The sequence below is a fragment of the Acinetobacter legionensis genome, from assembly GCF_048551735.1.
In the GTDB taxonomy this organism is placed as follows: domain Bacteria; phylum Pseudomonadota; class Gammaproteobacteria; order Pseudomonadales; family Moraxellaceae; genus Acinetobacter.
This window is the reverse complement of record NZ_JBIMBV010000021.1, coordinates 1-15,766: the sequence shown is the minus strand read 5'-3', so window position 1 is coordinate 15,766 and position 15,766 is coordinate 1. Positions and strand designations below refer to the sequence as shown.

The window sequence follows — 15,766 nt, the reverse complement described above, 5'->3', positions numbered from 1 at the left end:
CCGAAAGAAAAGGAGGTCGAACCGAAGGTTTATCCTGTCATTAAATGGAAACTTGGTAAGACTCCAAAAAACCAAAACAAATCTATTAAGGAAGATGAAAAAATGAAACTACAAAAACTTGCAGCATTGACGCTTGCACTTAGCTCCATATTTACCTTTCAAATGACACAGGCGCAACCTGTTTCACAAAGCCCAGTTGAACTTGCAGAACTGGCAAAACTCCCAGTAAAAACCATTGTCCCGATTACAGCAAAAACCAAAGAGCAGGCCTTAGCACAAGCAAAAATCATTGCCAATAATCCAGATGCCGATTTGGCTGAGTTCCGCATAGATCTCCTCAACTTTGCCAATGACACCAAACAAGTGATTGCATTGGGTCATGACCTTAAACAGATTCTGGGTTCTAAGCCCATGATTGCGACCATTCGTACTCATAATGAAGGAGGGCAGTTGACCATAAGTGATGCGGATTATGGCAAAACCTATCAAGCCTACTTACGCCAGCCCTTTATGGACATGCTGGATGTTGAAATGTTTCGAGATCAGCAAGTGGTAAAAAGCACTGTTCAATTGGCCCATCAACAAAAAGTATTGATTGTGATGTCCAATCATGATTTTAAACAAACACCTCCAGAAGCTGAGATCGTGCAACGTTTGCTTAAACAAGATCAGCTTGGTGCAGATATTCTTAAAATCGCAGTAATGCCACAAAGCAAACAAGATGTATTTACCTTAATGAATGCAACCTTAAAAGTCAGTCAACAATCTAAAAAACCATTGCTGACGATGTCGATGGGTAAACTCGGAACGGTTTCTCGCATTGCTACCGCCAATATGGGGGGCAGCTTTAGTTTTGGCATGATCGGTGAAGCTTCTGCGCCTGGCCAAATTGATGTGACCCAACTTAAACAGTTATTAAAAGTAGTTCAACCTACACCATAATTTAAAAGGATTTTTTAGACATGAAAATGATTTCGTTACGTTTAACCACATTGGCACTTGGCTTAGCGGTTTCTAGTTTAACAATGGCAGAAAGCTATGTAGTAGATCGCTATCAAGATGATACAGAAAAAGGCTCATTACGTTGGGCGATTGAACAAGCCAACAGCAAACCGAGTGAAGCTAGTGAGATTTTGATTCAAGCAGTTGGGCAAGCACCGTATGTGATTAAGGTCAACAGTCCACTGCCAGAAATTAAAGCACCTGTAAAAATCATGGGTACACAATGGGCAAAAACAGGTGAGTTTATTGCGATTGATGGCTCAAATTATATTAAAGGTACAGGCGTAGAAGCTTGTCCGGGTGCTGTCGAAGGGCAGTTCGGAACCAATGTTCGTACCACAACTTTACCGGGTATTGTGTTACGTGACATCAACGGGGTGAGCATTCAAGGACTAGAGATTCGTCGTTTTTGTATTGGGATATTGATGAACCGTGCCAGCAATAACCTGATCCAAAATAACCGTATTATGCACAACTATGGCGGTGCAGGGGTGATGTTGACAGGGGATGATGGTAAAGGTAATCCGACTGCGACCACCACCAATAACAACAAAGTGTTAAATAACTATTTCCAAGACAATGGTGATGGACTTGAATTAACTCGTGGTGCGGCATTTAACTTGGTTGCCAATAACCACTTTATTTCAACCACTGCAAACCCAGAGCCATCACAAGGCATTGAAATTCTATGGGGCAATGACAATGCAGTGATTGGCAACAAGTTTGAAAACTATTCAGATGGCTTACAGATCAACTGGGGCAAACGCAATTATATTGCCTATAACGAACTGACCAATAATTCCAACGGCTTTAACCTCACGGGTGATGGCAATATTTTTGACAGCAATAAAGTCCATGGCAATCGTGTTGGGGTTGCCATTCGTTCAGAAAAAGATGCCAATGCGCGTATCACATTAACCAAAAACCAAATTTGGAATAATGGCAAAGACATCAAACGCTGTGAAGCGGGTGGGAGCTGTGTGCCCAATCAACGTTTAGGTGCAATCATTTTTGATATTCCGGGATTAGAACATGCGCACTTTGTCGGTTCACGGGGGCATGGCGTGAAAATTGACCCAGCAAACTTACAAAAGACCTGCCAGCAACCCAATGAACAAGGCTGTAATGCCCAACCGAATCAAAATATTCAAGCACCTAAATTGACCTTAGCAAAAGGTCAAATTGCGGTAGAGGTAAAAGGACAACCGAACCAACGTTACCAAGTTGAATTTTTTGGAAACTCACAAGCAAGCGCACATGAAGCCGAGTTTTATTTAGGCTCAAGCACTGTTGCAACCAATGCTCAAGGCACAGCAACCGTTACTTGGAAACCGACAGTGAAAGTTGCATCGATCACCGCCAGTATCACAGATCGTTTAGGTGCAACATCTGAACTTAGCTCAGCGCTAAAACTTAAATAAAAGTAAGGATGCTTAATATGAGTACAAATTCTTTATCTCTTAAACTTAGTTGCTTGGTAGTTGCAGTTTGTACGGCTCAGAGCAGTTTTGCTGAGCAAGGCTGGTCACAAGATCGCCAATGGTTATTGGGCGATTGGAATGGACAACGCCAACAACTGGAAAAAGATGGTTATAAATTTACCGCTTCGATCATGAGTCAAGCTGCGACCAATTTAGATGGTGGCTATAACGATGACAACAGCTTTGAAAACGCAGCACAACTGGCTTTAGGCGTAAACTTTGATTTAAATAAAATTGCAGGCTGGAAAGACACCACCGCCAATATTTTAATTACCAAACGTGACGGTAACGCTTTAACTTTGGAGCGTATCAAAGACCCTCGTTCTAGCGCTTTAGGCAATTCACAAGAAATTTATGGACGCGGCAAAATTTGGCGTTTAACCCAAGCATGGGTAAAAAAAGGTTTTGCTGACAATACCGTTCAATTCAAGGTTGGACGTATGGGCATGTCAGATGACTTTAATGGTTCACAATGTGAGTTCCAAAACTTATTACTTTGTGGTGGGCAACTTGGCAAATCCATTGGCTCAATTTGGTACAACTCACCCGTAGGCTTATGGGGAACCAATGTCAAATACCAATTCGCACCTGAGTGGACATTGGGTGTTGGTGTTTATGAGGTGAATCCTGACAATATTAAAACTGGCAAAAATGATGGTTTTAACTTGGATATGAATAATGTCAAAGGTGCCATTATTCCAGTAGAACTGGCATGGAGACCAAAACTAGCAGCATTTGATGGTTTAGCAGGCGAGTATAAAGTTGGTGCACTTTACTCGACCGCTGAAGCCAATGATATCGCGATCGCTGGAAAGGTACATGATAGCAAACATAGTTTTTGGATTAATGCACAACAACAACTCAGCCAAAAAGGGCAGGATCCAAAACGTGGTTTGTTCCTAAGCTTTAACGCCGTTGTTAATGATAAAGCCACCACCGCAGTACAAAGTACGCAACAACTTGCACTTTGGTATAAAGGGCCTTTTGACAGTCGTCCAAATGATTCAATCGGATTTGGTGTAGCAAACTATATAGTCAATGATCGTTATAAAAATCGCCAAATTGAAACCAATAGTAGCCGTGGCTATGACCAATACGACATGTTTGCGGCAGATTATGTGCCCGTTCAACGTGATGAACTCAATGTTGAATTGAACTACACCTACCAATGGTCACCTGCGGTCATGTTACGACCGAACCTACAATATATCCATCAGCCTGCGGGTGTAAAAGAAGTGGATGATGCATGGGTTGCAGGTTTGAGCATGCGTGTGAATTTCTAATCTAGGAGTATGACCTATGACTAAGTCTACAAGCTCTCATACCGTATTAAAAATATGGTGTTTTATATTAGGTTTGGCTTTGCTACTGACAGGGCTATTCTTTACCGTTGGCGGTGCAAAATTAGTGACACTCGGAGGATCATGGTATTTCGTGATTTCTGGTGTGTTGACGCTTGCATCAGCCATTTTTATTTTTAAGAAAAAAACACTGGGAGTCTGGCTATTTAGCTTAGTTTTTGTGGGAACCATCATTTGGTCATTGCTAGATGCGGGTTGGGAGTTTTGGCCTTTATTTTCGAGACTAATGTTTCCAGCAGGTCTCTTTGCTGCATTGATGTTTAGCCTACCCGCAATTCGTCGCTACCAGTTTCAACCGAGTGCAAGCTTACCTGCGTATGGCTTAGGGGTAGTTACGGTTCTTGGTATGTTGATTGGACTTTATCAAATGTTCCAACCGCATCCAACGGTGGCGGCATCAGGTCAAGAATTGCCATTAGTTCCTGTTAAAACCGATATGAAACAAAGCAATTGGCAACACTATGGTCAGGATGCTGGGGGCAGTCGTTTTGCCGCACTCGACCAAATCACCCGCGACAATGTTCATCAATTAAAAGAAGCGTGGCGTTTTCGTACTGGTGATTTTACCACAGGCTCAGGTAATGGGGCAGAAGATCAAATGACCCCGTTACAGGTGGGTAATAAGATTTTCTTATGTACGCCACATAACAATATTTTTGCTTTAGATGCAGATTCGGGTAAACAACTGTGGAAAGCAGAGGTCAACTCGAAATCAGATGCATGGGAACGATGTCGTGGGGTTGCCTACTTCGATTCAACTCAACCTTTAAGTCAACCGACTTTGGCGGGTGCAACACCTGTCCAAGCTGTGGCAAACAATACCGCTTGCTTACGCCGTGTTTATACCAACACACCTGATGGACGCTTAATTGCGGTCAATGCAGACACAGGTGAACGTTGTAAAGATTTTGGTGTTGATGGGACGGTTGATTTACTTAAAGGTTTGGGTGAAGGAACCACCGCGCCACGTTTTGAAGTGACCTCCGCTCCGACTATTGCGGGCACAGTGATTGTGGTTGGTAGTCGTATTGCAGATAACCTTGCCGCAGATATGCCAGGTGGGGTGATTCGTGCTTATGATGTGATCACAGGTCAATTGCGCTGGGCATTTGATCCACGTAATCCTGATCCAAACTATGTGTTAAAAGAAGGTGAAACCTATAAACGCAGTTCAGCAAACTCTTGGGCTGCAATGTCATATGACCCTAAGATGAACACGGTATTTTTACCAATGGGGAGCTCTTCAGTGGATGTTTGGGGGGGCAATCGTCAACCTTTGGATCATAAATACAATTCATCTGTATTGGCTTTAGATGCAACCACAGGTAAAGAAAAGTGGGTTTATCAAACCGTTCATAATGACTTATGGGATTTTGATTTACCAATGCAACCAAGTTTGGTTGATTTCCCTGCGAAAAATGGGACTAATCAACCAGCCGTGGTGATTGGAACCAAATCTGGACAATTCTTTGTATTGGATCGCTTAACAGGTAAACCTTTAACCAAAGTGATCGAACAGTCAGTGAAGGCTGCCGATATTCCCGGTGAACAATATAGCCCGACGCAACCACGTTCAGTTGAAATGCCACAAATTGGTAATCAAACTTTGACTGAATCGGATATGTGGGGGGCTACACCATTTGACCAACTAATGTGCCGTATTGGATTTAAAACCATGCGTTATGAAGGCTTATATACAGCACCAGGTAAAGACAAATCTTTAAGCTTCCCAGGCTCTTTAGGTGGCATGAACTGGGGCAGTATCGCCTTTGATCCAAGTCATCAATACATGTTCGTCAACGACATGCGTTTAGGTTTATGGATTCAGTTGATTGAGCAGACACCTGAAGATTTAGCAATTCAGGCAAGTGGTGGCGAGAAAGTCAATACAGGCATGGGCGCTGTACCAATGAAAGGTACGCCGTATAAAGTCAATAAAGATCGTTTTTGGTCTAAGTTAAATATTCCATGTCAAAAACCACCATACGGTACTATGACCGCCATCGATATGAAAACGCGCCAGATTGCTTGGCAAGTTCCAATGGGAACGGTTGAAGATACTGGACCAATGGGCATAAAAATGGGCTTAAAGGTACCAATTGGTATGCCAACGATTGGGGGCCCAATGGCAACACAAGGTGGCTTAGTGTTCTTTGCCGCAACGCAAGATTACTACTTACGCGCGCTGGATTCATCGTCAGGTCAAGAGTTGTGGAAATCACGCTTACCAGTCGGTAGCCAAGGAACACCTATTAGCTATGTTTCACCAAAAACAGGCACACAATATGTGATGATCACTGCCGGCGGTGCTCGGCAATCTCCTGATCATGGTGACTATGTGATTGCTTATAGTTTGAAATAAGCTGCAGTAAAACGTTAAAAAACAAAACTGCAATCGTTCAACGGTTGCAGTTTTTTATGGGTTTAAAATTTAAAGAGCTTAGACATACATTTGTATACTCATCGAAATAATAATAATTTTTGACTTAAGCATCGTTGGAAGCAACAGACACCGAGTTTAGCAATTTCCTCTGTCGATAAAGTAAATAGAGTTATCTACACAACATCATCAAAAAGCTCGATATCTGAGTGAATTAAACCGAGAATACAACTTCAATATTTGATTTTCACGAATTTCGAATAACGCTTATTTTTTAAATAAATTCTGATTTTCTTGTAAAAAAAATTTAATATACACTATAAAGAAAACTTTGATCACTCAATAGGCTTTGTTGCGCAATCCTATCTCTAAAGGCTGATTCCACACTATAATTTTCAAATGAATAAGCCTCGCCCTAAAATTTACCGTACTCTTAATTGGTCTTCATACAACCAAGCTCTCATTAATCGTGGCAATATTGCCATTTGGTTTGATCCCAATACTCAGTGGTATGAACAACCGCAAGGCAAACAAGGTCGAAATCAAACCTATTCAGATATAGCGATCTAATGTTGTTTAATGATGAAATCCTTATTCCGTCTGTCTTTAGGTATGGTCACGGCTTTGTTCAAAGTCTCATTCTTCTTTGCTGATGAGATTGCTCAACAACATTGAAAAAATTTCTGTATTACAAAGCCAAAGAACTGCAACTTCTATACTTTATTCTTGAAAAAAATAGTTTCTAGTATTTCAAACAGCGTTTATTTCTGTATTTAAGTCTTATTTTTAATATGAATGAGATTTTTTTCATTAAAAAAGAGCATTTGATCATTAAATGCTCATAAAAAATAAGTGAATACCAAGCTTATTTTTAAAATAAGTAATCATTAGAAGCATAAATTTATAAGGAATTCGAGAAAATTATAATAATGTATAGCGATTTAATTAGTCTTTTTTATCTGTGATAATTAATTTTAATGAAGGATTTTTATTAAAATTCAGCAATATTTAACTTAAAATAAATGGAAAGTATGAGTGAATTTTATTAATAAATTTTGATTTTTAATTTAAATGTATCTTGGGTGATTTGGCTTAATCATATGTTTTGAGTGTTATTGAGGTGGGTGATATTGTTATATTTGGTTTAAGGATAAATTTTAGAATATCTGTGTTTGTCTTTTTATATAATAAAAATAGCATTTTTAATTGTGAAAAATTATTTGATTTATATTGTTTTGTTTTATGAATTATTTAAGGTAAATAAATAAAATAATCATGATTCTTAATTTTTATTTGCGTGATAAGTAATTGAAATAATAGATATTGTGATATTTATTTATTTTTGCTAGGATGTTTTTTTATTTTAAACTGTTCTTTATTTATAAGTGTAAGGTGAAGATTAAAATAAATTGAAAGTGGTTTTGTAGGGGGTATTATTTTTTGTGGCTATCGATTTTAAGCGTGATATGCACGACATAATAAAACCGTCTTATCATTTTTTTAAAAAGTTGAAGAGGTTTATTGAATGAAGAAGTTAACATTGCCAGCATTAGGCACTCTAGCTTTAAGTTTAGCATGTTCAAGTGTTTTTGCAGCAGACGGAACAATTACAATTAACGGTATGATAACTGATGAAACTTGTACATTAGCGGGCTCTGGATCTGGAGTAAACGGCAGTCAAAATTTAGTTTTGACCTTAGACACTGTACTTAAGTCAACCTTTACTGCGGCCAATATGACTGCAGCGAAAAAAAACTTTAGCCTACAGTTAAAAAATGCTGCAGGTACAGGTAATTGCGACGCATCAACAAATAAAGCACTAAAAGGTTTATACCTGAGTCCAATTTCTACAGCTGACTTAGACACCACTGATAAAACTTTATTAGTGAATAAAGCAACAGAAGGTGGTGCTTCTATAGCAAATCCAGTTTATATCCAAATTTTAACAGATGCAGATATTGCTGTTAATCTTTCTGAGCCTTGGGGTGTCCAAGCTAAAAGTGCAATTACAGGGCTTGCAGCGGATGGTAGTGGTACCGCCACCATGCTTTACAAAGCACAGTATGCGAGCAAGACAGGAACTGTAAGTGGACAAAACGTGACTGCAGTTGTCAACTATACGTTGCAATACAATTAATTTTTGAATCTGTTTGCTAGAGGGGGAAATAATGCGTTACCTAAAAATTGCTGGATTCATTTACTTGATGATGTCATTTGCTTATGCCGGTGTCTCAATAGATGGTACTCGCATCATTTTCCCAGCTGAATCCAAAAGTGTAAATGTCCAGCTCCGAAATGCCTTTGACACTCCATCACTTGTACAAGTGTGGATAGATACAGGGGATTCAGAAAAGATTCCCAAGGCAAGTGAAGTTCCTTTTATTCTAAATCCGCCATTGACTCGAGTTGAAGCACGAAAAGGTCAGATTATTCGAGTTATTCCTTTGGATATTAAAAAATTACCGCAGGATCGTGAATCTATTTTTTGGTTCAATATGATGGATATTCCACCAGATGATCCAGCACTGAAAGATAAAAACTATTTATCTTTTACAGTAAGAACGCGGATAAAACTATTTTACCGACCTAGTGAGTTAGCCATGACAGCATTTTTGGCACAGCAAAGCGTGCAGTTTAAATATGATCAAGGTGCTCAAAACGTAAGTATGAATAATCCAACACCTTATTATCTGACCGTGGTTCAAATTGAAAGTGGTAAAAACCAGGCATTTAGCTCAGCAGACCAAGCCATTATGTTGGCACCTTTTACTCATGTAATTCTGAAAGATTTTAAACTGGATACCTCAACTAAAAAAATCGTTTACGAGGTGCTTAATGATTTAGGTACATTACAAACATACGAAACAACAATCCAATAAATTTATTATTAAGACAATTTTTAATAATTTCACTAAGAATTTGAAAAATAGCTTTGAAGTTCTGTTGCCTTTTTTATAGGGCGCTAGCAATAAAACAGTAATGATGAGCAGGTTATTACTATGCTGAATTTTAAAAAGTCTGAACTTTTTTTAATGTTGATGTCAACTGTTACTGTTCAGACTTCAGCGGAAGACGTGCAATTTTCTCATGCTGATACAAATACAGATGGTCATTTAATTACCCAAGATAATAGTCAGCTTATTGCTCAGAACTATAATGAATTAACGGCTAGTAATAATGACTTTACTACGTTTAATGCAGCCTCATTGTTTGGTGAGCAAACCAATGTAGATTTAAGTGGTTTCACCTCTCGAAACTTTGTAGCGCCTGGTCAGTATTTGGTTCATTTGTCAGTAAATGGTGAATCTTTGGACACTGTAAATGTGCATTTTGATCACTTGGAAGGACAGAAATCGGCAGTATTATGTTTATCACCAGACTTGCTTGATCGTTTGGATTTAAAAGATAACTTCCGTGCAACGTTGCCGAATAAACCCTGTTTGACCATGAAAACATTGGATGCCGATGCCTACAAAGATTTTAATCTTGCAGAATTAAAACTGGCTTTATCTATTCCTCAGGCTTTACGTGAGGAACGTCCAGAAGGTTATATCAATCCTAAATTATTTAATAATGGTGTTAACTCTGGTTTTATTGGCTATGCGTTTAACTACAATCGTGATGAAGATCAAGAAAGTAAATATTTAGGCTTAAATGGCGGTTTAAATTTAGCGGGTTGGTTTTATCGTCACTCAGGTGCTTTTGAGTCAAAAAACTCAGGTTTGGGCCAATACCATTCAGATCAAAATATTCTCTACCGCGATATTACTCCAATAAACTCACGTTTGAGTGTGGGGCAATTTAATACCATGACGTATCGTCTGGATAACTTGCCGATCGTCGGTGCTCAAATCAGCTCTGAACAAGACATGTTGCCATGGGCTTATCGTCAGTATGCACCTGTGATTGAAAACTTCGCCTACACCAATGCGGTGGTGAGGATATTTCAAAATGCACAGAAAATTTATGAGCGTACAGTCCCACGTGGCGCATTTAAGATTAATGATCTCAATGCTGCAAACGGTGATTTAACTGTTGAAATCACCGAAACAGGAGGAGAAAAGAGGACATTTATTGTGTCTCTGCAAAGTAATCAAGACTTAGTTCGCCAAGGACGTTATAACTACAGCGTTGCGGGTGGTCGTTATCGTACTCGAACAGAAATCACCGATGATAAATTATTCCAAGGTAGTTTTAATTATGGTTTGACTAATAGTTTGACCCTCGGTGCTGGTTTAAATATCAGTAATGGCTATGCCAGCGGCTTGGGGATGTTGGCATTAAATATCCCTATTGGTGGTGTGACTACGATCATTGAGCATACAAACTCAGAGCTATTTGGTAAAAGTTACCAAGGGACGAAATATGCCTTAAATTATCGTTATGCGTGGATTCCTCAAAGTTTATATTTATATGCAGATTATGCCAAATATAATCGTGATTACATGAGTATTTCTTCACACCTCTATCAGCGTAATCGAACTATACTAACTGAAAGTGAATATGATAACTTTTTATATAACTATAATTTAAAAGAAAATATCGGCATCAGTATTTCTAAATCCTTAGCGGATACTCGGTGGGGAAATATAAACCTGAGTGCGCGTAGAAACACCTATTGGGATGATAACCAGGATTATTACCAATATAACCTAAGTTATGGTAATAATTGGAAAAAAGCCAGCTACAATATTGGCTTAAGCCGTACCGATTACACTAATCGTGAGCATGAACGCAGCACCACCGCTTTTTTTTCTATCTCGATTCCACTGGAATGGCGTAAACAGAAGATGTATGCAAGTTCTAGTGTACAGCGTAACGAAAATGATCAAGTCACTTCAAATGCAAGATTGTCTGGTATAGCAGGTGCCAATAATGAGATTACATTTGGTTTAGGTGTTTCCGATGCACAGAACAATACCCGTTATAATGGCAATATTAGTTACCTCTTGCCTATGATGAATGTTGGTTCAACGATCTCGTCTGATTCACATAGCATACAGTACTCATTGTCAACACTGGGTGCAGTGGTTGGACATCGTTATGGCTTAACCCCTGTTAACAGCTTGCCAGAAACATACACCATCATCCATGCTAAAAATGGCAAGGGTGCCAATGTGGAAAATGCATGGGGCGTAAAAGTCGATCGCTTTGGTAACGCTATCTACCCATTTAACTCCGCCTATAGCAAAAATACCATTACTTTGGATCCGAAGAATTTACCTACAAACGTGACATTGGAATCCAATCAGAGCGATGTAATTCCGCGTAAATACAGTTCGCAGTTGGTTGAATTTAAAGCCAACAAATCCAGTAATTTACTATTGCGTATCCATTCAACGCAGCGGCAAGATTTGCCAATGGGCAGTCAGTTTAAAGATAGCGAGAATAATACAATTGGAATTCTTGGGGCAGGCAATCAAGTGATTGTTAACAAAGAACAGCCATTAATGAATATCAGTCGTGTGATCTGGGGTAGCAGTGAAAATGAAAGTTGTCAGATTGCACCGATTTCTAAACAGCAACTCGAACAAAAAACCACAGTGAACTTCAATATTGTTGATGTGGAGTGTAAATAAATTATGAATAAGCTTTTTTGGTTCTCTGTTCCATTATTATTTACATTATCACAGTCTGTACTTGCGACTATTGCGGACTGTAACACATCTAGTTCAGTGACTTTTAATCGAGTGGTTGGGACAATTAGTAATTTTCCTTATGATCAGGCCATTAATAGTTTAGATTCGGAATCTATGTTACTGAGTTGCACTCCATCTGTGGCGGTACGTTCTACATTTGCTGCTATAACAGGCAGGACAGATTTGGTGGGCAACAGTCCTTTTTCAGTTGGACCCGATATTAAAATTATAGGTTCAATTACAGATCCTACAGCTTTAGCAGCAGCCAAGATTTGGTTAATGAATAATTTAAAAATTTCTTTTAATTTGCATGATGGTAATCATAGCCCTCCAATGATTCAAAATATATTATCTATGAATACTGATTATAATATTTTACCCAATACTGGTTTAGGTACACCTGTGACAATTGCAGGTGAATCTTATTTTAGAGGATCAACAAATGCTGGAACAGCGATTGCTGCTGTAAGATCCTCAATATTCAATTTTAAATTACTTTCGACTTATAAACCTTCTGCTGCAGTGATTGATGCTTTGAGTAATGCTATAGTTCAAATTCATTTGGGTACAATCAGCTATAAGTTTGATGATTATAATGGATCAACAATCAAGCCAAGTGGGGTCCCTAAAACAGGAACAACAGAAGTATATGTAAACCTAAGGATGAGCTTTACACTCCCGACTTGTACAATGTCGAATCAAATCGTAAATTTAGCGACTGTACCCACCAGCATATTAAGCAGTAATCAAACTGCCAATGAAAAGAATTTTAATGTCAGCATAAACTGTACGACTACAATGCCTAATAAAATATTATTGGCAATGATTACAGATAGCTATACACCAAATAATATAAATAATAAGGGTATTTTAAAAAACCATCCTGCTTTAGCAAACCGCAGTAATGTGGATGTGCAATTACGAGATGCGACTGACACACCAATGGCGATTGGTAGCCAAAGTTCTTTTTACATAGTACCCACAGGCTCTACTTCGACCACTTTTACCAAAGCGCTAAAAGCGAGATATTTCCGTTCAGCAAGCATAGCGACACCAGGTCTAGTACAAGCCCAAGCGACAGTATTTATAGATTACAAATAATTTAAACTTATGTAATAAAAAAGTATTGGGCTTAATATTGAAAATCATATTTCAATATTAGGTTTTGATATTCCAGAGGAAAATTAATTTAAAACTGATTTATTTAAAATATTATATATATTTAGATTGCTTGCCATTTTAAAAGCTAAATCTATTAAACAAGTTTTGTTGGGTGCATTGCATTTCTTTAATTAACCAATCTCTAAAAACAATTTTTCGATGATCTTCTTCAATCGGTGTGGAGGAGAGTAGGTAGTATGCTGAATCATCTAAATCTAGATATTTTTCGACTTGAATAAAATCATGTTCCAGTTCATGTTCAACCATAAAACCCGATACGATAGTTTGCCCCAAGCCAGATAAACAGGCTTCGATACATAAGTAGAAATGGTCCAGCTCAATCGTATTAAGCTTTGAAATTTCAGGATGTGCTTTGAATAAATAGTTTTTAAATTTTGGTCTTGAGGTACTTAAGATTAAATTAGAGGCGTTCTGTTGGTTGGAATTTACTAAAAACATAAATTCATCTGCAATTTTCTCGCTAAAAAGATGATTTGCCCATACAAAATCATTTCTTCGTATGGCAAGGTCTATATTTTGATTTTGAAAATCTAAGTGACCACCACCAGTTAAAAGTGTGATGCCAAAACCAAGGTCTAACTCATTAAATTTCATCATTCTTGGAATTAACCATTTCATTGAAATCGTTGCCTCACAAGACACTGTTAAGTTGTTGTTTTTATATTTTTGTTGGCGAATACCGATAATACAATTGTCGAGTTGATTAAATACATTTTGACAGCAATCTAACAAAACCTTGCCTTCAGCGGTAAGAATCAAAGACTTATTTTTTCTTTCAAATAAAGTAATATTTAACAACTCTTCTAAATTTTTAATTTGTCGACTTACAGCACTTTGTGTCACATACAATCGTTCAGCAGCGATCGTGACACTTCCTTCGATAGCAACATAATAAAAAAACTTTAGTGAATTAAGTGATAACCTCTCTATCATACTAAAAACCCTGGTAAACCATATTGAATTGAAGGTTGTAAATAGATATTAATTCTTTATTACATAAACTAATTCATATTATTACTTTGTGTGATAATTATCAATATATTTGCGTGTTAAGAAAGTAAAATAAAATTAACTCAATTTTTGCTATAACATACACATTTTCCATACATGTTATATAAAAATAGTGCAGGTAAATATTTTAATTGAACTTCAGCTTGATCAATAAAATAGATATCTTGATTTTTTTTGTCTATAATAGTGAGAAAATTATTCTGTCGGTCTAAAGTAGTTCCACTTATTGTTTTTAATGTATTATCAAAATTCTTGTTGAAAAACCTAATATTGAAAAAGACTTCTGTTCCGGCTTTGATTTGCAACTTTGATATGTTTTTTAATAAACCGCAGTGTTTGCAGGTCCATTTTCTTGTTTTAAATGATATTTCTGGTTTAAACATTTGGTTCCTTTTTTAGTATATTGTGCTTGATTTGAAATGAGAAAAATAAATTTTCATTATTTTTTTTTGGAATGTTCTATAACATTATTAAAGTCATAAGAATGAATATATTTTTCCAAGTATTGTTGAGTTTTATGTAATTCCTCAATGAGCCAATTTTTAAATACAATTTTTCGATAATCTTCTTCAAATGGAGAGGAAGATAGAAGATAATAAGATGAATTATCATAAAATGGTGCAATAATAGGTTGAAGTTTATTATGCTTTAATTCATTTTCGATCATAAAGCCGGAAGCAAAAGTTACTCCTAAACCAGATAAGCATGCTTCGATACATAAATAAAAATGGTCAAGTTCTTTATATTTGAGATGATTTATTCTATCTTTAATTTGATTCATTTTTAGCAAACTTCCCCAAAACTTTGGTCTTGATGAAGAAATTAATAAATTATCTCCAATATGATTAGGATTTTGAATAAAGAACATTATTTCATTGACCAATTTAATGCTATAAATATGTTCTTTCCAATGAAAATCATCTCGACAAATTGTGATATCAGTAGTATTTAAATCGTATAATTTGTTACTGGTTATAATTTTGATTTTAAATGATTTATCTAGATTATTGAAGCTTTTTAAACGAGGGATTAGCCACTTCATACACAGCGTGGATTCACATGAAATAACCAGATCATTTAATTCTGTATCTCTATTGTTTAGTTTGATGAGGCATTTATCTATTTCATGAAAAATATTTTGGCAACAGTTAAGTAATAATAAACCTTCATTGGTGATTTCAATCTTTTTCCCTTTGCGTATAAAAAGCACCGTATTTAAATTATCTTCTAAATTCTTAATTTGACGACTGACTGCACCATGAGTAACATTCAACTTTTTTGAAGCAATTGTTAAACTTTCGTAAATTGCTGCATAATAAAAAAACTTAAAAGAATTTAAGGAAATTCTTTTTTTTAGCATAAAAGTTTCTCATATTTAAATTAAATAAGCTTGATTGTGATCACTAAGACCGATCTTAAATAATATATAGTGAAGATATACTTAGCAATAAAAATAATTTGATAATTAATCATGTGTAGTTGTGATAAAAAGTAATGGATAATTTTTTGATAAATCTAATCCAAAACATTTACTAAAATTATAATTTTTTTAAGAAATTTTAAATTTTATATTATGCGAATAAATTTTTCATATTTTTTGAATTGTAAGTGAGGGCAGAGTAAAACTTGAAGTGCGACATAAACCACCTAATTAATTTAAAGGGTTTATGGAGTATATAAAATTGTCATACCATCATCTTAACTTTGAAG

The 15,766-nt window shown here is 36.8% G+C and carries 11 protein-coding genes and 1 pseudogene; 9 read left to right on the top strand and 3 right to left on the bottom strand.

All coding sequences use genetic code 11. From position 1 onward, the window contains the following. Positions 1-102: 102 nt before the first annotated feature. The 9 genes and pseudogenes from aroD (at position 103) to ACG9ZL_RS17080 (ending at position 12,964) form a co-directional block, all read left to right on the top strand. Entirely contained in the window at positions 103-942 is an 840-nt protein-coding gene (aroD, locus tag ACG9ZL_RS17120) for a type I 3-dehydroquinate dehydratase (RefSeq protein WP_419328175.1), read from the top strand. A gap of 20 nt (positions 943-962) precedes the next feature. Next, complete coding sequence (locus ACG9ZL_RS17115) at positions 963-2,423, top strand: right-handed parallel beta-helix repeat-containing protein (protein WP_419328174.1); 1,461 nt, start codon at positions 963-965, stop codon at positions 2,421-2,423. A gap of 17 nt (positions 2,424-2,440) precedes the next feature. Beyond that, positions 2,441-3,766, top strand: a complete 1,326-nt coding sequence (locus ACG9ZL_RS17110; protein ID WP_336953952.1) for a carbohydrate porin — start codon at positions 2,441-2,443, stop codon at positions 3,764-3,766. 16 nt (positions 3,767-3,782) lie between these two features. Continuing rightward, on the top strand, positions 3,783-6,206 hold the full coding sequence (locus tag ACG9ZL_RS17105) for a glucose/quinate/shikimate family membrane-bound PQQ-dependent dehydrogenase (RefSeq protein ID WP_336953951.1): 2,424 nt from the start codon (positions 3,783-3,785) through the stop codon (positions 6,204-6,206). 417 nt (positions 6,207-6,623) lie between these two features. Continuing rightward, positions 6,624-6,874, top strand: a pseudogene (locus ACG9ZL_RS17100) (transposase); the annotation flags it as partial. Positions 6,875-7,749: 875 nt separating this feature from the next. Continuing rightward, complete coding sequence (locus tag ACG9ZL_RS17095; RefSeq protein ID WP_419360894.1) at positions 7,750-8,361, top strand: fimbrial protein; 612 nt, start codon at positions 7,750-7,752, stop codon at positions 8,359-8,361. Positions 8,362-8,392: 31 nt separating this feature from the next. Further along, positions 8,393-9,103, top strand: a complete 711-nt coding sequence (locus ACG9ZL_RS17090) for a fimbrial biogenesis chaperone (RefSeq protein WP_336953949.1) — start codon at positions 8,393-8,395, stop codon at positions 9,101-9,103. A 120-nt stretch (positions 9,104-9,223) separates the two neighbouring features. After that, the gene (locus tag ACG9ZL_RS17085) at positions 9,224-11,803 is read left to right on the top strand and encodes a fimbria/pilus outer membrane usher protein (RefSeq protein ID WP_419360893.1); all 2,580 of its coding nucleotides are present in this window, start codon (positions 9,224-9,226) and stop codon (positions 11,801-11,803) included. A 3-nt stretch (positions 11,804-11,806) separates the two neighbouring features. Next, the gene (locus ACG9ZL_RS17080; protein WP_419360891.1) at positions 11,807-12,964 is read left to right on the top strand and encodes a fimbrial protein; all 1,158 of its coding nucleotides are present in this window, start codon (positions 11,807-11,809) and stop codon (positions 12,962-12,964) included. 138 nt (positions 12,965-13,102) lie between these two features. On the opposite strand, the gene ACG9ZL_RS17075 is transcribed toward ACG9ZL_RS17080, so the two are convergent. The 3 genes from ACG9ZL_RS17075 to ACG9ZL_RS17065 all read right to left on the bottom strand — a co-directional run bounded on the left by ACG9ZL_RS17075 (position 13,103) and on the right by ACG9ZL_RS17065 (position 15,416). Continuing rightward, positions 13,103-13,978, bottom strand: coding sequence for a LysR family transcriptional regulator (locus tag ACG9ZL_RS17075; RefSeq protein WP_419360890.1), 876 nt, complete (start codon positions 13,976-13,978; stop codon positions 13,103-13,105). A gap of 140 nt (positions 13,979-14,118) precedes the next feature. Further along, positions 14,119-14,439, bottom strand: coding sequence for a hypothetical protein (locus ACG9ZL_RS17070; RefSeq protein WP_419360888.1), 321 nt, complete (start codon positions 14,437-14,439; stop codon positions 14,119-14,121). Between the two features lie 56 nt (positions 14,440-14,495). Further along, the gene (locus ACG9ZL_RS17065; protein ID WP_419360887.1) at positions 14,496-15,416 is read right to left on the bottom strand and encodes a LysR family transcriptional regulator; all 921 of its coding nucleotides are present in this window, start codon (positions 15,414-15,416) and stop codon (positions 14,496-14,498) included. Between the last annotated feature and the right edge of the window lie 350 nt (positions 15,417-15,766).